14 protein-coding genes are annotated in these 20,912 nt (G+C 69.7%); 5 read left to right on the forward strand and 9 right to left on the reverse strand.

Annotated features, from left to right (window positions below; all coding sequences use genetic code 11):
• Positions 1-530: 530 nt before the first annotated feature.
• On the reverse strand, positions 531-1,796 hold the full coding sequence (locus AC06E6_RS05200; RefSeq protein ID WP_478060509.1) for a ferredoxin reductase family protein: 1,266 nt from the start codon (positions 1,794-1,796) through the stop codon (positions 531-533).
• Positions 1,797-2,302: 506 nt separating this feature from the next.
• The gene (locus AC06E6_RS05205) at positions 2,303-4,786 is read right to left on the reverse strand and encodes a S9 family peptidase (protein ID WP_478060510.1); all 2,484 of its coding nucleotides are present in this window, start codon (positions 4,784-4,786) and stop codon (positions 2,303-2,305) included.
• 193 nt (positions 4,787-4,979) lie between these two features.
• Between AC06E6_RS05205 and AC06E6_RS05210 the strand changes: the two genes are divergently transcribed.
• On the forward strand, positions 4,980-5,990 hold the full coding sequence (locus AC06E6_RS05210) for a GGDEF domain-containing protein (RefSeq protein WP_478060511.1): 1,011 nt from the start codon (positions 4,980-4,982) through the stop codon (positions 5,988-5,990).
• A 604-nt stretch (positions 5,991-6,594) separates the two neighbouring features.
• On the opposite strand, the gene AC06E6_RS05215 is transcribed toward AC06E6_RS05210, so the two are convergent.
• On the reverse strand, positions 6,595-7,293 hold the full coding sequence (locus AC06E6_RS05215; RefSeq protein WP_104938896.1) for a YiaD family glycine zipper/OmpA-like lipoprotein: 699 nt from the start codon (positions 7,291-7,293) through the stop codon (positions 6,595-6,597).
• Between the two features lie 258 nt (positions 7,294-7,551).
• Positions 7,552-7,995 carry a Cif family virulence factor gene (locus AC06E6_RS05220; protein ID WP_478060512.1) on the reverse strand — a complete coding sequence of 148 codons (444 nt, stop codon included), beginning with the start codon at positions 7,993-7,995 and terminating at the stop codon, positions 7,552-7,554.
• A 105-nt stretch (positions 7,996-8,100) separates the two neighbouring features.
• Here AC06E6_RS05220 and rpfB point away from each other — a divergent pair, with 105 nt between their 5' ends.
• Together rpfB and AC06E6_RS05230 are read left to right on the forward strand one after the other, a co-directional pair.
• Entirely contained in the window at positions 8,101-9,783 is a 1,683-nt protein-coding gene (gene rpfB / locus AC06E6_RS05225; protein ID WP_478060513.1) for a fatty acyl-CoA ligase RpfB, read from the forward strand.
• A 158-nt stretch (positions 9,784-9,941) separates the two neighbouring features.
• Entirely contained in the window at positions 9,942-10,829 is an 888-nt protein-coding gene (locus tag AC06E6_RS05230; RefSeq protein ID WP_313230918.1) for a crotonase/enoyl-CoA hydratase family protein, read from the forward strand.
• Positions 10,830-10,853: 24 nt separating this feature from the next.
• Here the strand turns inward: AC06E6_RS05230 and AC06E6_RS05235 are convergent, their stop codons facing one another.
• The 4 genes from AC06E6_RS05235 to prfB all read right to left on the reverse strand — a co-directional run bounded on the left by AC06E6_RS05235 (position 10,854) and on the right by prfB (position 17,032).
• Positions 10,854-13,031 carry a response regulator gene (locus tag AC06E6_RS05235; protein ID WP_478060514.1) on the reverse strand — a complete coding sequence of 726 codons (2,178 nt, stop codon included), beginning with the start codon at positions 13,029-13,031 and terminating at the stop codon, positions 10,854-10,856.
• A gap of 1 nt (position 13,032) precedes the next feature.
• Complete coding sequence (gene rpfG / locus AC06E6_RS05240; protein WP_104938901.1) at positions 13,033-14,094, reverse strand: cyclic di-GMP phosphodiesterase response regulator RpfG; 1,062 nt, start codon at positions 14,092-14,094, stop codon at positions 13,033-13,035.
• A 192-nt stretch (positions 14,095-14,286) separates the two neighbouring features.
• On the reverse strand, positions 14,287-15,804 hold the full coding sequence (gene lysS / locus AC06E6_RS05245) for a lysine--tRNA ligase (protein ID WP_478060515.1): 1,518 nt from the start codon (positions 15,802-15,804) through the stop codon (positions 14,287-14,289).
• A gap of 102 nt (positions 15,805-15,906) precedes the next feature.
• Positions 15,907-17,032 (reverse strand): peptide chain release factor 2 gene (prfB, locus tag AC06E6_RS05250; protein ID WP_104938903.1). Its coding sequence is split into 2 segments (ribosomal slippage): positions 15,907-16,956 and positions 16,958-17,032, totalling 1,125 coding nucleotides; the frame shifts between segments, so codons are not numbered across the junction.
• Positions 17,033-17,201: 169 nt separating this feature from the next.
• Between prfB and AC06E6_RS05255 the strand changes: the two genes are divergently transcribed.
• Both AC06E6_RS05255 and AC06E6_RS05260 read left to right on the forward strand, forming a co-directional pair.
• Positions 17,202-18,344, forward strand: a complete 1,143-nt coding sequence (locus AC06E6_RS05255; protein WP_478060516.1) for a PPC domain-containing protein — start codon at positions 17,202-17,204, stop codon at positions 18,342-18,344.
• 124 nt (positions 18,345-18,468) lie between these two features.
• Positions 18,469-19,812: an ABC transporter substrate-binding protein gene (locus AC06E6_RS05260; protein WP_240212052.1), complete on the forward strand. Its 1,344-nt coding sequence runs from the start codon at positions 18,469-18,471 to the stop codon at positions 19,810-19,812.
• An 82-nt stretch (positions 19,813-19,894) separates the two neighbouring features.
• On the opposite strand, the gene AC06E6_RS05265 is transcribed toward AC06E6_RS05260, so the two are convergent.
• A complete protein-coding gene (locus AC06E6_RS05265; protein ID WP_104940205.1) occupies positions 19,895-20,773 on the reverse strand; it encodes a LytTR family DNA-binding domain-containing protein in 879 nt (292 codons plus the stop codon).
• Positions 20,774-20,912 lie beyond the last annotated feature (139 nt).

Genomic DNA, 20,912 nt, shown 5'->3' on the forward strand with positions numbered 1-20,912 from the left:
CTTTTCGTGGATGCAATGACCACGCCTTCAGCTGATGTTGGTACACGTGGATGGGCTGTGAAGATGCGGAAACAGGCGGGATTCATGCTTCCAATCCGGCAATTCACCGTGCAATGCGCAGCATCCCGACATGACATCACGAACCTGCCTGAGGCGATTGCGGGTAATGAAAGAACCGGTATCCGGTATCGATCGCGCGTGCTTGTGCAGATGCCGGCAGTGCACCGGCAAGGCGGTCGTCCGCACGCCACCGGCACGTGATGGCCAACGCGCAGATCGCATCCCTTCCGGGTCTGTGCGCCCGGCGACACGACGTTCGATGCCGGCCGGCATCAGAGCGAACGGACGACTGCACGCAGCCGCCCTCATCGTTCGCCGGATGTCACCACGCCGGCCAACACCTGCGGGGTGCGGGCCGGCATGGGGCAATCGTTCCGCCATTGCATCGGCCAGCGCTCCGCCCAGAGAACCAACACCTCGTTGCCGTCATGCCCTCCGCGCGTGCGCCCTGCCCGGCGCTGCTGGCGGCATCAACGGAACTCGAACAGTTCGCGGTGCAGGCGGTCTTCCGCCACCCCGGTTTCGCGCATCAGCTGGCGTACCTGCTTCAGCAGTCCGCCCGGACCGCAGAAATGGATGCTCGGCGCCGATGCCCCGCTCTCCTGGACCAACCGGGTGAAGCGACTGCGGAACCCGGCATCGCCCGGGCCGGTGGCGATCTCGACCAGCTCGACCCCGCGCCGCGCGGCCAGGCCCTGCAGGTCCAGCACCTCGGGAAGCTCGCGTCCGGGCGTGTAGAAGTGGAAGAAGGTCACCCGCTCCAGCCCCACCGCATCGGCATCCTGCAGCCAGGAGATGAACGGGGTCACGCCGACACCGCCGGCGATCCAGATTTCCCGGCCATCGTCCGGCGCCCGCAGGAAACGCCCGAACGGCGCATACACCTCGGCCAGCAGGCCCGGCCTGGCCTCGCGCACCAGGCGCTCGGTGTAGTCGCCCAGCGCACGCACCATGAAAGCGATGCCTCCATCGGTGGGTCCGGCGCTGGCAATGGTGAACGGGTGCGGCTCGCGCAGGCCGTCGTGCTCGAACGACAGGAAGGCGAACTGGCCGGGCTGGAACGGAATCCCCCTGCCCTCCGGCCGCAGCTGCAGGTAGACCGCATTGCCGGTTGAAGACACCGCATCCAGCCGGTAGCGCGCGTGCCGCGACCACAGCGGATACAACAGCAGCTTGTAGAACGCCGCCGCCACGCCGAGCAGCGACAGCAGTGCCAGCCACACGCCGGCGGGGCTGCCCAGCACGATGGGCGACTTGAAGCTGAGCCAGTGCGCGATCACGACCAGGAACAGCGGCCCCGACAACCTGTGCCACCAGCGCCAGCTGCGATACGGGATCTTGCGGTTCAGTGCCAGCAGCACGATCAGCATGATCGCCACGAAGCTGAGCTGGCGGACCAGGCGCGTCACTGGCCCGGGCAGCGCCAGGATCGGCGCCACCTCCCACGCCTGCGCACCCGCCTTGAAGACCAGGTGTATCGAGGCGAACACCAGCGCCCACACACCCAGCCACTTGTGCGTCTCGTACACGCGGTCCAGGCCATCGAACAGCGACTCGACGATCTTCCAGCGCGCGCCAAGCACCGCGGCCAGTGCCATCAGCGAAACCGCGGTGACGCCCGAGCCCAGGCTGAGCATGGCCGTTGTCGGCCAGGTGCTGCGCGGAACCGCCAATGCCGGCAACAGGAAACCGGCCAACACCACCGGAATGATCAGTGAACGCGAACCCAGCCGCATGCCGAACCCCGCCATCGTGAAGGGACGGCACGAGTATGAACCGCCGGCCGCTCGATCGAAGTGATCCGAATCAATCAATCGCGGCGAGCAACGCTGCGCCGCGCACCGCCGCTGCCGACCACGATGGGACCGCCACGGTGAGCGACCGTGCCATTGACCATCCGGCGATGCTGCGTTCCCCGGCGGTGCGGACATCCACCACCCCATGCCAGGGATTGGCAACCTGGCATGGCGCGCGACCGGCACCTTGTCTGGGCGTGCTGGTGAAGAAGCCGGCCTTCCGACCGCGCGCCGCCGTCACGGGGCTGCGCACCGGCATCGCGGTGGTCCCCAGTCGCGTCCGGGGGCTGCCAGCCCCCAGCACCAGCGTGGATATGGGCGACCGACAGCCAAGGCGAATGCCGAATGCCGGGGGCAGGCCACGCGCGTGGCTGGCGCGGCTTCCGGTACGCGGTACAGGAGCCCGCGTGCACGGGCTTCCCGTAGCGCAGTATCCGCCGGGCGGCTTACTTGTCCGCGGCCGCCTGTGCCGGTGCGTTCTTCACGTAGCGGTCGAACCAGGCCAGCATTTCCGCCACCAGCTGCGCGTTGGATTCCAGCGCGGTGTACCAGTGCGGCTCGTGCGGCAGCATCACCAGGCGGGTGGTACCGCCATTGCCGCGGATCGCCTGGTAGAGCTTGCGCGACTGGAACGGCTCGGTGCCGGGGTTGGCGTCGTCCTCGCCGTGCACCAGCAGCAGCGGCAACTTGATCCTGTCGGCATAGAAGTACGGCGAGGCCTTCAGGTACACATCCTGTGCCTGCCACACCGAGCGGCGCTCGTTCTGGAAGCCGAACGGGGTGAAGGTCTTGTTGTACGAGCCGCTGGTGGCCACGCCGGCCTTGAACAGGTCGGTGTGGGCGATCAGGTTGGCGGTCATCAGCCCGCCGTGGCTGTGCCCGGTGACACCGATGCGGTTGCGGTCCACCACGCCCAGCTCGACGGCCTTGTCCACCGCGGCCCTGGCGTCGGCGGTGAGCTGCTCCAGGTAGGTGTCGTAGGCCGTCTTCGGGTCGCCGACTATGGGGAACGAGGCATTGTCGATGATCGCGTAGCCGGCCAGCAGCATCAGCCGGTAGGGCGCCAGGCGGGTGAAGGTCTGCTGCGAGCCGGACACCTGCCCGGCCTGCGCGCTGCTGGCGAAATCGGCTGGATAGGCATACAGGATGGCCGGCAGGCGCTGCCCTTCCTTGTAGCCCGGCGGGGTGTACAGGGTGAAGGACAGGTCGACGCCGTCGGCACGCTTGTAGGTGACCAGCCGCTTCTGGATCTGCCGCACTTCCGGGGTGGGGTCGGCGACCCGGGTCAGCCGGCGGCCTTCGGCGGCGTACTGGGCCTCGCCGTCGCGGGCCGTGGCAGCGCGCGCACCCAGCTCGCGCAGCCAGGCATTGGGCGGATCGATCACCGACTGGTGCCAGGTGAGGTAGCGGCCCGGTTCGGCGGTGAAGCCGAGGAACTGGTCGTAGGCATCGGTGGCACTGCGGAACAGGCGCTCGCTCTTGAGCGTGGCCAGGTCCAGGCGGTCGAGGAACGGACGGTCGCCCTGCGGCGAACTGCCCTGCCCGCGCAGGAATACCTTGCCGTCCTCCTCGCGCACCACCACCGCGCCGTTGCCCAGGCGCTGGTAGACGAAGCTGCCGGGGTCGGCATACAGCTCATCGCTGGACAGGTCCCACAGCAGCCGCGCGGCCTGCTTCGGGTCGTCGATGTCGACGATGCGGGTCTGCCGCCAGTGGCGGTTCTCGTCGTACTCGCTGAGGAAGCTGCGCTGCGGCTGCGCGGTCCAGTCGAAGCCGGCATAGCGCTGCGTGGTGCGGGCGATCTCGCGCGGCGCGGCGGTGAACGGTGCCGACTGCAGCATCACCCGGTCGCGCTGCGGCACGCTGACATTCCAGTCGCCCTTGTCCAGCGCCTCGGCCCATACCAGGGTGGCCGGGTCGGTCGCGCGCCAGTCGAAATCACGCGGCCCCTCCGGCACGCCGTGCACCGGCACGCGCTCGGCCAACGGCAGCGAGGCGATGCGGGTGCGCTTGCCGGTGGTCACGTCCAGCACGTCCACGTCGTAGCCGAAGCGCTGGTAGGTGACCGCGTGCGAGAACGGCGGCTTGAGGGTCTGGGTGAGCACATGCACGCCGTCGGGCGCGCCGTTGACGCCGTTGTACAGCTGCGGCGCGCCCACCGCGCGGACCTCGCCGGAGCCGACCTCGACCACCGCCAGCTGCGACAGGCCGTAGTAGGCGAACAGGCGTTCGTCATGGGCGCTGGCCAGGGTGTCGCGGGTTTCGTAGGTGCTGCTCTCGCCCTTGGCACCGAGCGATTCCTGTACGTCCGGGCCGTACACGTCGTCACCGGCGGGCGCCGGCCCCTGCTCGGCCGGCACCAGCTTGACCAGCAGGCGGCTGCCGCCGTCCAGCCACTGCACGGTACTGCCGAACATGGGGTTCAGGCGCACGCCGGGCACCTGCCGGACCTGGCCGCTGGCGGCATCGCCCACCCACAGCTGCACCGCGTCGGCGACCACGTTCTGGAAGGCGAAGCGGCGGCCATCCGGCGACCACAGCGCCCCGCCGGCACAGGCGTCGCCCGGCAGCGGCACACGGGTGTGTTCGCCGCTGGCGATATCGACCAGGGTGAAGTCGGCCACGCAGGCGGGGATGCCGTAGCCGCCCGGGGTATCGTGGCGGCTGCGGTTGCCGGGCTCCAGGCGCAGCCCGGCCAGCTTCAGGTACGGCCGGGCGACGCGGCCGATCGATGGATAGGTCTGGCTGGTGGTCAGCAGCAGGCGCCGGCCGGTAGGGTCGACGCCGGGCATCGGCGGTGGCGGCGCCGTCAATACCTTCAACAGTTCGGCCGGCGGCTTGGCGTATTCGGCATGCGCAGGCATGCTGGGCAACACGGCGGCAGCGGCCGCGGCCAGTGCCGCGGACCAGGCGGTGAAACGGATGCTCATGGTGTCCCTCATGCGCTGGAATGGTGCCGGCCCGGATGCTGGCGGCAACCGAATCTAGCACCGCCGGGGGAGCGGCCGGATGGGCCGGAAGCAAGGGGTGGGCGCCACCACCCCGCTGCTGCCGCGGCGGGCGGCCGAAGATGCGTACTGGGTGAGAGAACGACAGTGCCATACTTGCTATGTTGCCAAGGCCATGAAACCCGCCGCCGGATCGCCGACGCCCTCTTCGCTGCCGCGTGAGCTGCGCAGTGCCCCGCTGCGCACCATTGCCCCGGTCGCCGCCCTGTCGCTGCTGGCGTTCGCCGGCTGGCTGGCGTGGCAGCGGCTGCCGCTGCAGGCACTTGCGGCACTGGCCTGCGCGGTGCCGGCGGTGGTCGCCACCTGGCTGGTGCACAAGCGCGCGGCGCAGCTGTCCAGCGCCGGCCTGCTGCTGTGCCTGGTGAACGTGGCCGGCTGCCTGCTGGCCGCCGGCGAACTGGGCCACCGCGCCCTGCCGTGGTCGCTGCTGACGCTGATGGCCAACTTCTTCCTGGTGCACAACCGCATCGCCACGCCAGCAAACCTGCTGCTGGTGGCCGGGCTGCTGCTGATCCCCGGCGTGCTGCGCAGACCGGCGCTGGACCTGCAGGCATTGGTGGTGATGGCGCTCATCCTGGGGTTCGGTTTCCGCTTCTCGCGGCGACTGCAGGGCGACCGCACGCGGCTGGAACAGCTCGCGTCGCTGGACGAGCTGACCGGGCTCCCAAACCGCCGCGCGCTGGAGAAGACCCTGGTGCAGCAGATCGGCAGCGCCCGCAACGGGCGTTTCCGGCATGCGCTGGTGATCCTGGACATCGACCATTTCAAGGACGTCAACGACCACTACGGGCATACCGCCGGCGACAACGCGCTGGTCGAGCTGGCGGCGATCCTGCGGCTGGAGCTGCGCGAGCAGGACAAGGTGTTCCGCTTCGGCGGCGAGGAGTTCGTGATCCTGGCCGAGGCCGGCAGCCGCGAGTCGCTGGCCAGCTTCACCGAGCGGGTGCGCGAATCCGTGCAGCAGTTGCTGCACGGCCCGGGCGGCGGCATCACCATCTCGCTCGGTGCGGCCATGTATGCCGGCGAGCAGTACTGGCAGGACTGGTTCTCGCGCGCCGACGCGGCGCTGTACCTGGCCAAGGGCAACGGCCGCAACAGCGTGGTGATCGCCGACGACCCGAACTGAGGCCGGCGGCGCGAGCGGCGGGAAGGGAATGGGCCGCGTGCACCGCGCGTCCGGGGCGGCGGCTACGCCGTCGGTCACGACCGCAGTGGAATGAGGCGGCTCCGGGCGCGGCGCTCCCGTGCACGGCCTGCGGCGGTGGTGTTGACCGTAGGGTGATTCCCGGCGACGGCCGGAAGTGGAACCGGCGACGCGAACCGCGAAAAGCGGAAGCGCCGCATGCGCGGCGCTTCCGGGGGGTACTACGCGCCGGTCACGACCGCAGTGGAATGACGCGGCTCTGGGCGCGACGCTCCCGTGCATCGCCTGCGGCGGTGGCGTTGACCGCAGGATGATTCCCGGTCGCGGCCGGGGCGGACCGGCGACACGAACCGCGAAAAGCGGAAGCGCCGCGTGTGCGGCGCTTCCGGGGTGGGTACTACGCGCCGGTCACGACCACAGTGGAATGACCCGGCTCCCGACGTGGCGCTCCCGTGCACGGCCTGCAGCGGTGGCGTTGACCGCAGGATGATTCCCGGCGAGGGCCGGAGGTGGAACCGGCGACGCGAACCGCGAAAAGCGGAAGCGCCGCATGCGCGGCGCTTCCGGGGTGGGTACTAGGCGCCGGTCACGAGCGCAGCGGAATGACGCGGATCTCGACGCGGCGGTTCTGCGCGCGGCCGGCATCGGTGTCGTTGCTGGCGATCGGGTAGTTCTTGCCGGCGCCCAGGGTCTCGATGCGCTCGCGCTGCACGCCCTGCGCGGCGAGGTAGGCGGCCACGGCGTCGGCACGTTCCTTGGAGATGCGGTTGTTGACCGCGTCGCTGCCGATGCTGTCGGTGTGGCCGACCACTTCGATCATGGTCTGGTTGTATTCGGCCAGGGTCGCCGCGACACCGTTGAGGGCGCCGTAGAACTGCGGCTTGAGCGTGGTCTTGTTGAAATCGAAGGTGATGCCGTCGGGCAGGTTCAGGGTGATGTTGTCGCCCTGCCGCTGCACGTCGATGCCGGTGTTGGCGGTGCGCTCGCGCAGGGCGCGCTCCTGGCGGTCCTGGTAGTTGCCGATGGCGGCACCGGACAGCGCGCCGATGCCGGCGCCGACCATGGCGCGCTGGCGGCGCTCGGTGGCGTTGTCGCCGCTGAGCAGGCCCGCGGCCACGCCGATGGCGGTACCGATCAGCGCGCCCTTGCCGGTGCGGTTCTGCTGCTGGGTGGGGTTGCCGTACGGATCACTCTGCACATAGGAGCCGCCGGTGGCGCAGGCCGACAGCACGGCGGCGGTCACCAGGCCGATGGAAAGGTTGCGGATAACGGTGCGGGTGGTCATCGGGGAATCTCCGTCTGGTGCCGGCCGTGCCGGCGTGGATTGCGCGGGCAGCATAAACAGCCAGGCGCGAGTGGCGCATGACGAAACCATGCGGCCACCGGGCTCCATTCAGGTACCTGTCCAGGATTGCAATCGTGGCGACCCGGGCCTTCCCCGCGCCCATGTGCAGGCGTCGCCGGCAGGCGCCGGGCATCCTTGTGCCCCCCAAGAGTCCTCCGGCGGCCGGCTACGATACCGGGCGGGCGACGCCCGCCGATGCTAGTCCACCGCCGGCGACCAGCTGGCGCCGTAGAGCTGCCACTGCCCGTCGACCTGCCGCCAGTGGCTGGTGACCTGCTGCAGCTGCCCGCGCTCGGGCAGGAAGCGGCCGTCGCCCCCGGTGAGCAGCACGCTGAAGCGGACGGTCGCGGTAGCCCCCTGCCCCATCTCGACCCGCAGCGGGCCGGTGCGCGCGCCGACCCGGGCGTTGAGCAGCAGTTGCGCGCGCAGCAGCCGGTCCAGGCCAGCGCGGTCCAGGGTGTCATTGCCGATGAAGTCGGCGGCGACGTACGCCATGAAATCGCGCGGTTCGCCCTGTTCCACCGCGGCCTGCATGCGCGCCACGGTGTCGCGCAGGCGCTGCTCCGGCGCCTGCCGCGCGCAGGCGCACAGCACCAGCACGATCAGCGCAATACGCACGCAGTTGAAGACCGTTCGGATCATCGCTCCCTTCGCCTTTTCCATTCTGGACGGTATGCTGCGGCAACGGCCACCGTCGGCGCATGGCCGCCATACCAACTAGACCACAACCATTTCCTGGAGGGGAAGATGAATCAGGAACGTCCCTGGCTGCAAAGTTATCCCGCCGGCGTGCCGGCCGAGATCGACGTCGATGAATTCCGCTCCGTGGCCGCGGTGTTCGATGCCTCCGTAGCCAAGTTCCGTGACCGTCCCGCCTACTCCAACTTCGGCAAGGTGCTGACCTACGGGCAGGCCGATGCCCTGGTGACCCAGTTCGCCGCCTACCTGCTGGGCGAGCTGCAGCTGAAGAAGGGCGACCGCGTGGCGGTGATGATGCCCAACTGCCTGCAGTACCCGATCGCCACCTTCGGCATCCTGCGCGCGGGCCTGACGGTGGTGAACGTCAACCCGCTGTACACCCCGCGCGAGCTGAAGCACCAACTGGTCGATTCCGGCGCCTCGGCGCTGGTGGTGGTGGACAATTTCGGCGACACGGTGCAGCAGGTGATCGCCGACACGCCGGTCAGGCAAGTGATCACCACCGGGCTGGGCGACATGCTCGGCTTCCCCAAGGGCGCGATCGTCAATTTCGTGCTCAAGTACGTCAAGAAGATGGTGCCCGACTACCGCATCAAGGGCACGATCCGCTTCCGCGAGGCGCTGCGCCTGGGGGCGCGCCACCTCATGCCGCCGGTGGAGATCAGCCACGACGACATCGCCTTCCTGCAGTACACCGGCGGCACCACCGGGGTGGCCAAGGGCGCCATGCTGACCCACCGCAACCTGGTGGCGAACATGCAGCAGGCGTCGGCATGGATCTCCGCCTCGGGGGTCAAGCCCGGCGAGGAGGTGATCATCACCGCGCTGCCGCTGTACCACATCTTCGCGCTGACGGCCAACGGCCTGGTCTTCATGAAGCTGGGCGGCCTGAACCACCTGATCACCAACCCGCGCGACATGAAGGGCTTCGTCAAGGAGCTGCGCAACAACCGCTTCACCGCCATCACCGGCGTCAACACGCTGTTCAACGGCCTGCTCAACACGCCCGGCTTCGAGGACGTGGACTTCTCCTCGCTCAAGGTCACCCTGGGCGGCGGCATGGCGGTGCAGCGGGCGGTGGCCGAACGCTGGAAGAAGATCACCGGCACCACCCTGGTGGAGGCCTACGGCCTGACCGAAACCTCGCCGGCAGCCTGCATCAACCCGCTGGACCTGGCCGAGTACAACGGCGCCATCGGCCTGCCGATTCCGTCCACCGACGCCTGCGTGAAGGACGATGACGGCAACATGCTCGCGGTCGGCGAGGTCGGCGAGCTGTGCATCCGCGGCCCGCAGGTGATGAAGGGCTACTGGCACCGCCCGGACGAGACCGCCAAGGCGATGGACGCCGGCGGCTGGCTGCATACCGGCGACATGGCGCGCATGGACGAGAAGGGCTTCTTCTACATCGTCGACCGCAAGAAGGACATGATCCTGGTGTCCGGCTTCAACGTGTACCCGAACGAGGTCGAGGACGTCATCGCGATGATGCCCGGCGTGCTGGAAGTGGCCGCGGTCGGCGTGCCGAACGAGAAATCCGGCGAGGTGGTCAAGGTGGTCATCGTCAAGAAGGACCCGAACCTGACCGAGGAGCAGGTCAAGGAGTTCGCCCGCGCCAACCTGACCGGCTACAAGCACCCGCGCATCGTCGAGTTCCGCAAGGAGCTGCCCAAGACCAACGTCGGCAAGATCCTGCGCCGCGAACTGCGCGACGCCCCGCCGGCCGGCTGAAGCCCGCCTGTCCAGCCGTGCCCCTGAAGGCCCCGCCGGCCCCCGGCGGGGCCTTTGCGCATGCGCCGGACCATGGCGCGTGTAGGATCGCGGAGTGCCAGCGTCCGGCCCGCCGCCCACGCTTCCGATTCTGCGGGCCTCCTGCAAGGACCCAGCCCATGAACGCGATCGAACTGTTGCCCGTCGGCACCCCCGCCACCGACTACGCCACCCCCTACTCCACCATCCGCGTGCACGACGACGCCGTCGGCGACGTGCATTGGCTGCACATGCACGCCGACGCCGGCCCCGGCGTGCGCCCCTGCTTCCGCAAGCCGCTGATGACCGAGATGCACGCCTACCTGGACGGCATCAGCGGCGACCCGCAGGCCCGTCCCGGGCGCCTGCGCCACCTGGTGCTGGCGTCGGCGGCCGACGCCTTCAACCTCGGCGGCGACCTGGATGTGTTCTCGGCGCTGATCCGCGCGCGCGACGGCGACGGCCTGCTGCGCTACGCGCGCAGCTGCGTCGACGGCGTGTACCGTTTCCATGCCGGACTGGACGGCAGCTTCCGCACCATCGCCCTGCTGCAGGGTGATGCGCTCGGCGGCGGCCTGGAGATGGCCCTGTCCTGCCACACCATCGTCGCCGAGGAAGGCGTCGGCATGGGCCTGCCCGAAGTGCTGTTCGGCCTGTTCCCGGGCATGGGCGCCTACAACTTCCTGAGCCGGCGGGTGTCGCCTCAGCTGGCCGAGCGCATCATCCTCGAGGGCCGTGTGTACAGCGCCGAGGAAATGCATGCCATGGGCGTGGTCGACATCCTGGTGCCGCGCGGCCACGGCGAGCAGGCGGTCAACGACCTGATCCGGCAACAGCAGCGCATCCCGCAGTCGTACCTGGCGATGAACGCGGTACGCGGCATTTCCAACCGGGTCGACTACCAGGAACTGATGGACATCACCCGGGTCTGGGTGGATGCGGCGCTGGCGCTGGACGAGAAGTCGCTGCGCACCATGGACCGGCTGGTCAAGGCGCAGACCCGCCGCAGCGGCCAGGTGCGGGGTTGAACCGCACCGGGACGGCGATGGAACTCAGCCGGTCACGTCGTCGTGCGATTGCGCGCGCCCCTGGGCGCGCGCGTCCAGCGCCTGGCGTCCCTCCTGCAGCGCGGCACCGATGCGCGCGTGCAGCGGCTTCCATTCGCCCTTGAGTTGCCAGTCGGCCATGCGCATCAACTCTCCCCCCTGCCGGGCGACTTTCAGCAACCCCAGGTTGGCGGCCACGCCCTTGATCGCATGGGCGTGTTCGCGCAGCCGCGTCCAGTCCTCGCCCTGCGCATCGCCGGGCAAGGCGCCGATGCCGCTCTCCAGGTCCTCCAGGCACTGGCGCACGAACTCGCGCTCGAAGCCCTTGCCCATGCCCAGCGCGGTCAGCTCGTCGAGCACGCCGGTATCGAGCACCGCGTCGCCGTCGGCGAAGGTGGGAATCACCGCGGCCATGTCGCGGCTGCCGGCCGCCGCGCCGCTGGCGATGTCGGCCATGGTCTCCAGCAGCCGGGCCGCCACCACCGGCTTGGCCATGAACGCGTGCGCCCCGGCCTGGTTACAGCGCTGGATGGCCTCGGGCGTGACATCGGCACTGAGGATCACCACCGGCGTGCGCGGGCCGCCACCGGCCTGCATCACCCGCAGCTCCCGGAGCAGGTCCAGCCCGCTCATGCCGGGCATGTGCAGGTCGGTGATGGCCACGTCGAACTCGCGCGCGGCCATGGCATCGAGCGCCTCCTCGGCGCCATGCACGCAGGTGACGCGGTGGCCGGCCTTCTGCAGCAGCCGCTGCAGCACCATGCGGTTGGCCTCGTGGTCGTCGGCCACCAGGATGTCCAGGCTGCGCACGCGCGCGCGGTGGCGGCGGAACGGGTCGGTGAAGGCGATGACGTTGCCGGGGTCCTCGGCGGCCGCGGCCTCGCTGCCCGGCGCCGCCCCGCCCTCGGCCACGGGCGTGGCCAGTGCCCGGCCCAGCGGCAACTCCACCCAGAAGCAGCTGCCGGCCGGCAGGTTCTCGCGGTAACCGATCTCGCCGCCCATGGCCTGGGCCAGGCCCTTGGCGATGGCCGTGCCCAGCCCGGTGCCCTCGTGGCGCCGGGCCATGGACACGTCGGCCTGCTCGAAAGCGTCGAACAGCCGCGGCCGCAGCGCAGCCGGCACGCCGATGCCGGTATCCAGGATCTCGAAGCGCAGCCGCAGCGGCACGTCCTGCCCCGACTGGCTGACCGACACCCGGATTTCCACCTGGCCATGGTCGGTGAACTTGACCGCGTTGCCGGCCAGGTTGAGCAGGATCTGGCGCAGGTGGCCCACATCGCCATGCAGCCCGTCGGGCACCCCGGACTCGACGAACACGCGGTAGTCCAGGCGCTTGGCGCGCGCCTGCGGGGCCAGGATCAGGCCGATCGAGTGCACCAGCTCGGCCAGCGAGAAATCGCGGGCGTTGATGCGCAGCTTGCCGGCTTCGATCGCGGAAATGTCCAGCACTTCCTCCACCAGCGCCAGCAGGGTCCGCGCCGAGGCCTGGATCGTGCCCAGGCACTCGCGCTGCTCTTCGTCCAGGCGGGTGGTGGCGAGCAGTTCGGTCATGCCGGACAGGCCGTTGAGCGGGGTCCGGAATTCGTGGCTCATGTTGGCCAGGAAGCGGCTCTTGGCGTCGCTGGCGCGGCGCGCCTCGGCCATCGCCCGGGTCAACTGCCGCAACAGGCTGGAAAAATACAGCGGGATCGCCGCCAGCCCGACCAGCAGGCCGATGCCCAGCGCCAGGTTGCGCTGCCAGTAGTCGCTCAGCGCCAGGGTGATGCCGAAGCTGCTGGTGGCCATGACCACGGCCAGCATCAGGTAGCGGTTGCCGAAGCGCATGCCGTTGCCGACGGTGACCCACATCACCACCACGTAGATGCAGGCCATCGGCTCGCCGATGGTGCTCATCGCCGCGGACATCAGCGCGTAGTCGTCGACCATGCCCAGGATCCGACGCAGGTCCGAGCGTCCCGGCTTCCACAACAGCCAGCCCATCAGCACCAGCGACAGGCCCTGGGCGATCAGGATCAGGGTGATCACCAGTTGCAGCTGCCCCGGCGGCAGGCTCCAGCGCTTGGCCGACAACAGCACGTAACACAGGATCAGCGCGATCATCACGATGCGCACCAGCGCCTGCGCGTGCTCGCTGTCCCCGCGTTGCCGCAGGCGCTGGCGCAGCCAGGCGAACGCGCTCGTCATGTCAGGCTTCCGGTCTCGGGAACGCCGCCGAGTAGCGGGCGCAGACCTGCTCCAGCCGCTCGCGCGCCTGCAGCAGCGCATCCACGCAGCGCGGGCAGAACAGGCGCCCGCGCTGGGCGTAGAGGTAGGCCAGCGCGGCGTCCATCGACCAGGCCTCCTTGTATGGCCGCGGCGACAGCAGCGCGTCGAACACGTCGGCCACCGCGACGATGCGCGCTTCCAGCGGGATGTCCTCGCCCACCAGGCCGTCGGGGTAGCCGCTGCCGTCGTAGCGCTCGTGGTGGCGCAGGGCGATGGTCGCGCCCATCTGGATGAAGCGGTTGTTGCTACCGCTGAGCAGCTCGTGGCCGATACGCGGGTGGCGACGCATGACCGCCAGCTCGTCCTCGTCCAGCTTGCCCGACTTGAGCAGGATCGAATCGGGTATGGCGATCTTGCCCATGTCGTGCAGCGGCGCGGCCATCTCGATGGTGCGCACGTCCTCGCTGGGCAGCCCCAGTTCGTCGGCGATCAGCCCGGCGACATGCGCCATGCGCTCGAGGAAGGCACTGGTGCCGGCGTCGCGGTACTCGATGGCGCGCGCCAGCCGCGACAGGGTCTCGCGCTCGCGCTCCTCGACCTCGTGCATGCTGGCCAGCAGCCGCTGTTCCAGCGACAGTGCCCGCTGGCGCACGCTCTGGCTGTGGCGCCGCAGCTGCAGCAGGTTGTTGCAGCGCGCGCGCAGTTCGCGCGGGCGGATCGGCTTGACCAGGAAATCGATGACCCCGGCCTCGAGCGCGCTCTGCCGCAGCGGCTCGTCGCCGACCACGGTGATCAGCACGATCGGGACGTCGCGGTTGCCGGGCATGCGCCGGAAGCGCTGGGCGAACTCCAGCCCGTCCATGTTGGGCATGCGGTAGTCGAGCAGCAGCAGGTCGGTATCGTGCGACTGGCACCAGACCAGCGCCTCCAGCGGATCGGCGAAGTCGTACACGCCCAGTTCCGGCGAGATGTCTTCCAGCACATGCCGCACCATGCTGCGGGCCGATGTCTGGTCGTCGACGATGACGATTTCCAAGCGCATGTGACTGTCTGTCCGATGAAACCGCTGTTGCCGGGAAGTCAGGCTCCCGGCACGCCGCGCCTCCTCACCGGCCCCTGCGGGCACGGTCCGGCGGACATCGCATCATCAACTGCATGCGCCGGCCCTGCAATACGCCCGTGCCCGGGTGGGTCCGCAAGCCGGTGCGCGGCGCACGGCGGAGCGGGCGCGCGCTCAGTTCTCCGGGCGCATGTACGGGAACAGCAGCACGTCGCGGATCGAGGCGCGGCCGGTCAGCATCATCACCAGGCGGTCGATGCCGATGCCCAGGCCGCCGGTCGGGGCCATGCCGTATTCCAGGGCGCGGATGTAGTCCGAGTCGTAGTGCATGGCCTCGTCGTCGCCGCCCTGCTTGGCCTCCACCTGCGCCTGGAAGCGCGCGGCCTGGTCCTCGGGGTCGTTCAGCTCGGAGAAGCCGTTGGCGATCTCCTTGCCGTTGATGAACAGCTCGAAGCGGTCGGTGTAGCCCGGCTCGGTGTCGCTGGCGCGGGCCAGCGGCGACACCTCCACCGGGTGGTCGGTGATGAAGGTCGGCTGCACCAGGGTGTGCTCCACCGTGGCTTCGAAGATCTCCAGCAGCAGCTTGCCCCAGCCCCAGGACGGCTTGACCTTGATCTTCAGCCGCTCGCAATGGCGCAGCAGGGCGTCGCGGTCGGTGCAGTCGGCGACGCTGATTTCCGGGTTGTGGTGGCGGACCGCCTCGTCCATGCGCCAGCGGCGGAAGGCCGGGGCCAGGTCGATGCTGGCGCCGTCCCACTCCACCGTGGTGGTGCCCAGCACCTGCCGGGCCACGTCGCGGATCACGCCCTCGGTCAGGTCCATCACTTCGTTGTACGTGGCGTAGGCCTCGTACAGCTCCATCATGGTGAATTCCGGGTTGTGGCGGGTGCTCACGCCCTCGTTGCGGAAATTGCGGTTGATCTCGTAGACCCGCTCCAGGCCGCCGACCACCAGGCGCTTGAGGTACAGCTCCGGGGCCACGCGCAGGTACAGGTCCAGGTCCAGCGCGTTGTGGTGGGTGGTGAACGGCTTGGCGGTGGCGCCGCCGGGGATGTAATGCATCATCGGCGTCTCGACTTCGAGGAAGTCGCGCGCGTCCAGCCAGGCGCGCATGGCGCGGATGATCCTGGAGCGCTTGACGAACACCTCGCGCGACTCCGGGGTCACGATCAGGTCCACGTAGCGCTGGCGGTAGCACTGCTCGACGTCGGCCAGGCCATGCCACTTGTCCGGCAGCGGGCGCAGCGACTTGGTCAGCAGCCGCAGCGCGGTGGCCTTGACCGACAGCTCGCCGGTCTTGGTGCGGGTCAGACCGCCTTCCACGGCGATGATGTCGCCCACGTCCCAGCCCTTGAACGCGGCATAGGCCTCGTCCAGCGCGGTCGCCTGCAGGAACAGCTGGATGCGGCCGGACTCGTCCTGGATCTGGGCGAAGCTGGCCTTGCCCATGATCCGCTTGGCCATCAGCCGGCCGGCCATCTTCACGGTGCGGCCGGAGGCTTCCAGCGCCTCGGCGGTCCAGGTACCGGCGTCGGCGAACTCGGCCTGCAGCGCGCCGGCGAAGTGTTCGCGGCGGAAGTCGTTCGGGTAGGCGATCCCCTGCCCGCGCAACGCCGTGAGTTTCGCGCGGCGCTCGGCGATGAGGCTGTTCTCGTCGACGGGGGTCTGCGGCGCGGGGGTCTGGTCGTTCATGGCGTTGGCTTGGTGGTGGCGGGGGAGGAAACAGGCCCGGCCATCATGCCGATGGACGGGCGGTGGAGCGGACGCGCGGCCGCCGGGGCCGCCGCGCGCCGGTTACGCGTCGATGCGCTTGGAACCGGCTTCCAGGCCGGACTTGAGGCTGGCCTCGACGAATTCGTCCAGGTCGCCGTCGAGCACCTTCTGGGTATCGCTGCGCTCGATGCCGGTCCGCAGGTCCTTGATGCGGCTCTGGTCCAGCACGTAATTGCGGATCTGGCTGCCCCAGCCGATGTCGGACTTGGTGGCTTCCACCGCATCCTTCTCGGCGTTGCGCTTCTGGATCTCCAGCTCGTACAGCTTGGCGGCCAGCATCTTCATCGCGCGGTCGCGGTTGGCGTGCTGGCTGCGCTCGGTCTGGCAGGCCACCACCACCCCGCTGGGGACGTGGGTGATGCGCACGGCCGATTCGGTCTTGTTGACGTGCTGGCCACCGGCACCGGAAGACCGGTACACGTCGGTCTTCAGGTCGGCCGGGTTGATCTGGATGTCGATGTTGTCATCCACTTCCGGCGACACGAACACCGAGGTGAAGCTGGTGTGACGGCGGTTGTCCGAATCGAACGGGCTCTTGCGCACCAGGCGGTGCACGCCGATCTCGGTCTTCAGCCAGCCGTAGGCGAAATCGCCCTCCACGCGGAACGTCGCCGACTTGATGCCGGCCACTTCGCCGCCGGAGACTTCCAGCAGCTCGGTCTTCCAGCCGCGGCTCTCGGCCCAGCGCAGGTACATGCGCAGCAGGATCTCGGCCCAGTCCTGGGCCTCGGTGCCGCCGGCGCCGGCCTGGATGTCGACGAAGGCGTTGGCCGAGTCCATCTGCCCGGAGAACATGCGCTGGAACTCCAGCTTCTCGATCTGCGCCTGGTACTTGTCCAGGTCCGCGACCACCGCCAGCGCGGTGTCCTCGTCCTGTTCGCTCTCGGCCAGGTCCAGCAGTTCGCCGCATTCGGCCATGCCGTCGAGCACGCCGGCGATGCCCAGCACGGTCTTCTCCAGGCTGGCGCGCTCGCGCCCCAGGTTCTGCGCGTACTCGGCGTTGTTCCAGACATCGGGGCTTTCCAGCTCCCGGGTTACTTCCTCAAGACGCTCTTTCTTGGCGTCGTAGTCAAAGATACCCCCTGAGCGAGACCACGCGATCGGTCAGATCGGTGATTCGCTGGCGGATCGGATTCAGTTCGATCATGGTCGGTCCATGCAGGTGCAGACAAGCCGGCAATTCTAGCATCGCCCATCCACGCCGGCGGTGATCGCGCGCGCCCTGCCGGTCCCCCGCGGAACCGCCGGCGCTTGCCGGTAGAATCGCGGCCAGCCGCGTCGCGGCGCGGCCCTTTCAACCGATCAAGGACTCTCGCTTGAATACACGCCCCACCCGCCTGTTCGCCGCCCTTTCCCTGACCCTGGCCCTGGCCGCCTGCCAGAAGCTGGGCGGCGGCGAAGCCGACACCGCCCCCAGCTTCGCCGTCGGCGACAGCGTCTCCGGCGAGATCACCTCTTCCAGCCGCCTGAACTACAACGACGGCAGCCGCCACCAGGGCTACCGGATGGCGCTGAAGAGCGGCCAGGCCGTGGCCCTGGAACTGGGCGGCGCGCTCGATGGCCAGCTGTCGGTGTTCGACGGCCAGAACCTGCTGGCCACCGCCTCGGCGGGCGGCCACGAGGGCGAGGCCGGCGACCGCGGGCTCAGCCTGGCGTTCAAGGCGCCCAAGGATGGCACCTACCTGGTGGCGGTGAACAGCGCCAGCGCGGATGCGTTCGGCCCGTTCAAGCTCAAGAGCAGCCAGGTCACGCCCTATGACGGCAAGCCGCTGGGGGCCGGCAGCGAAGCCATCGACTGGCTGGTGGACGAAAAACAGGATTACACGCTCAAGGTCGACAAGGCCGGCATCTACGCCGTCACCATGGAATCGGGCGCGCTCGATGCCTACCTGCGCCTGAGCGGTCGTGGCGTCGATATCGAGGACGACGATGGCGGCGGCAACCTCAACGCCCGCATCCGCGCGTACCTGGAGCCGGGCGAGTACACCCTCGCCGCGTCGTCGCTCAGCGGCGGCACCGGCGCGTTCACGCTGAAGGTCGCGCTGACCCCGGTCGACAAGGACCTGATCATCCGCGACGGTAGCGCGCTGGCCGTCGGCCAGACCGCGCAGGGCATGGTCGACTCGCGCGGGCGCCGCAGCTTCGTGCTCGAGCTGGATAGCGCGCGCCACCTGCAGTTCGATGCCATCGCCGACAACTTCGATTCGGTGCTGCGGGTCAGCGGCCCCGGCATCGAGGCCGAGGACGACGACGGCGGCAACGGCACCAACGCGCGGCTGGCGCTGCGCATGGGCCCCGGCCGCTACACGGTGACCGTTTCCAGCTTCGGCAGCCAGCAGGGCGTATTCGAGCTGGAGACCACCGACCTGGGCGGCGACGCCGCCGCGCCCGCCAACAGCAACCGCAAGGACGCCGCCACCGCCACCGACGCGGCGGCCGAGGCGGCCATCGCGAACTGAAGCACCGGGGCGGCGGGTCCCTGCCCGCCGTCCCGGCGCTTCCCCCTGGCCAGCGGCGCCAGCAGTCCACCTGCGTCGCGCCCGGCACTGGCCGTCCCCCTGCAACACACCAAGGAACCCCCACGTGAAGCGACTCGCAGCTGGAGTGCTGACCCTCGCCATCGCCGCCGGCCTGAACGCCCCCGTTCACGCCGCCCCCGCCGCCCGCCCCCTCGCCAGCAACGGCGAGACCTCGGGTGAAATCACCTCCGCCACCGCGCTGAACTACAGCGACGGCAGCCGCAGCCAGCTGTTCAGCCTGCAGCTGGCGGCCGGCCAGGCGGTATCGCTGAAACTGGACGGCCCGCTCAACGGCACGCTGGCGGTGTTCCACCGCGACATGCTGGTCGGCCGCACCGAATGCGGCTGCGGCGAAGGTGCCCAGCTCAGCGTGCGCGCCGACAAGGGCGGCCAGTACCTGGTCGCGGTCAGCGGCGCCGACGCCCGCGCCTTCGGCCCGTTCCACCTCACCGCCACGCCGATCGTCGCCTATGACGGCAAGCCGCTGGCGGCCGGCCAGCGCATCACCGACTGGCTGGTCGGCGACCGCCAGACCTATACCCTGCAGGTCGACACCCCCGGGCTGTACACCGTCTCGCTGGAGTCGGACGCGTTCGACACCCGGCTGGAGCTCAGCGGCAACGGCGTGGCGCTGGAAGACGACGACGGCGGCAACGGCACCAATTCGCGGCTGGTGGCACCGCTGCAGCCGGGAACCTACACCCTCACCGCCAACGCCTTCTCGCGCAACGGCGGCGCGTTCTACCTGGGCGTGGAGCGGGCCGATTTCCCGGAAGGGCTGGTGTTCGAGGACGGCGGCGCGCTGCCGCTGGAAGGCCTGGCCAGCAGCTTCGTCGGCGCCGACCAGACCCGCAGCTTCGTGTTCTCGCTGGCGGACCGCCGCCGCGTGCAGTTCGACGCCAGCAGCCGCGACATCGACACCTTCCTGACCCTGCAGGGCCCCGACTTCACGCTCAGCGACGACGATGGCGGCGGCGGCGTGAACTCGCGCCTGTCGCAGGTCCTGGACCCGGGCGAGTACAACGTTTCGGTGCGCTCGGTGAACGGCCGCGGCGGCATCTTCCAGATCGCCACCAGCACCGCGCCGGCACCGGATGGCCCGACCCGCCCGGTGCTCGTCCCCGGCCGCGAGACCAGCGGCCAGCTGATCGCCGGTTCGCGCAGCCTGTACACGCTGGAGGTCCCGCGCAAGGGCCACTACGTGATCAGCATGACCGGCAGCAACGGCCTGGACGGCATGATCACCCTGATGCGCGACGGCGAGGAAGTCGCCTCGCAGGACGACAGCGACACCAGCCTGGATCCGCAGCTGGAGATCGAGCTGGACGCCGGCCAGTACGTGCTGATGGCGCACAGCTTCGACCCGTCCGCGACGGGCGCCTACCGGCTGCTGGTCCGGCGCCGGTAAACCCGCGGCATCGCGCAGGCCGTCGCTGGGCGGCCTGCGCACCCGGCCGCGCGGGGGGGCCAGCGGCCGCGCGCGCGGCCGGCTATTCCATCGCGCCGCGCGCACGCAGCGCGGCCCGGTAGCGGCGGCTGCACGGCAGCACGCTGCCGTCGCGCAGGTGCACGCGGGCATCGCCGCTATCCAGCGGTTCGAGCGACACCACCTGCGCCAGGTGCACGATGTAGCTGCGGTGGATGCGCACGAAGCTGTCCGGGTCCAGCCGCGCCTCGATCCCGGCGATGGTGCTGCGCAGCGGATAGTCGTGGCCGCGTACCCGCAGGTTGACGTAGTTGCCGGCGGCCTGCAGCCATTCGATGTCGCCGGCGGCGACCAGGAACTCCCGGCCGAGCTTGCGCACCAGGAAACGTTCCGGGCGCTCCACCGGCTCCAGCGGCGGGCCTTCGTCCGGCTCGGACAGCAGGCTGGCCTCGCCCTGCCAGCGCCGCAACAGGGCGCGGTAGGCCTCCATCGTCAATACGATGTAGGCGAAGCTGCGGATGTCCTTCAGGTACTCGTAGAACAGGCCCCGCGGCCACGGCCCGAAGTCGTAGTCCATGCCCACGCTGGCGTATGCGGTCGCGCGCAGCGCCACCATGCCCAGCACGTGCACCCCGCAGACCCCCAGGCTCGCGGCGAAATAGCGCAGCGCCTGCCGCCCCCACCCGCTCCACTGGAATGGATGGCGACGGGTGAACCAGGCCATGCCCGGCAGGATCAACAGCAGCCAGACCAGCGCACTGCTGGCCTCCCACAGCGCCGGCTCCCAGGCGGCGATATCCGAGCCGCGGCGACGCAGGTCCATCAGCGTGACCACGCTGTTGGCGACGCAGTTGCCACCGATCATCACCAGCCAGAAGCCGACCTCGACCCAGCGCCTCCATGGCAGATAGCGTTCGTACGGCAGCGGTTCGGCGTCGCGCATCGGCCGCATTCTAGCCGCTGGCGTGGTTCCGGCGGTCCCCGCGCGCCCACCGTTCGTCCCTGCACGCCCCCCGGCCGTCCCCTGGCACTGGCCGGGCGGGCCGGGCGCGGCAAGGCTGGCGGCCTTTCCAACATCACCG

This window comes from Stenotrophomonas sp. Steno-Z10-HUANG (genome assembly GCF_056393075.1).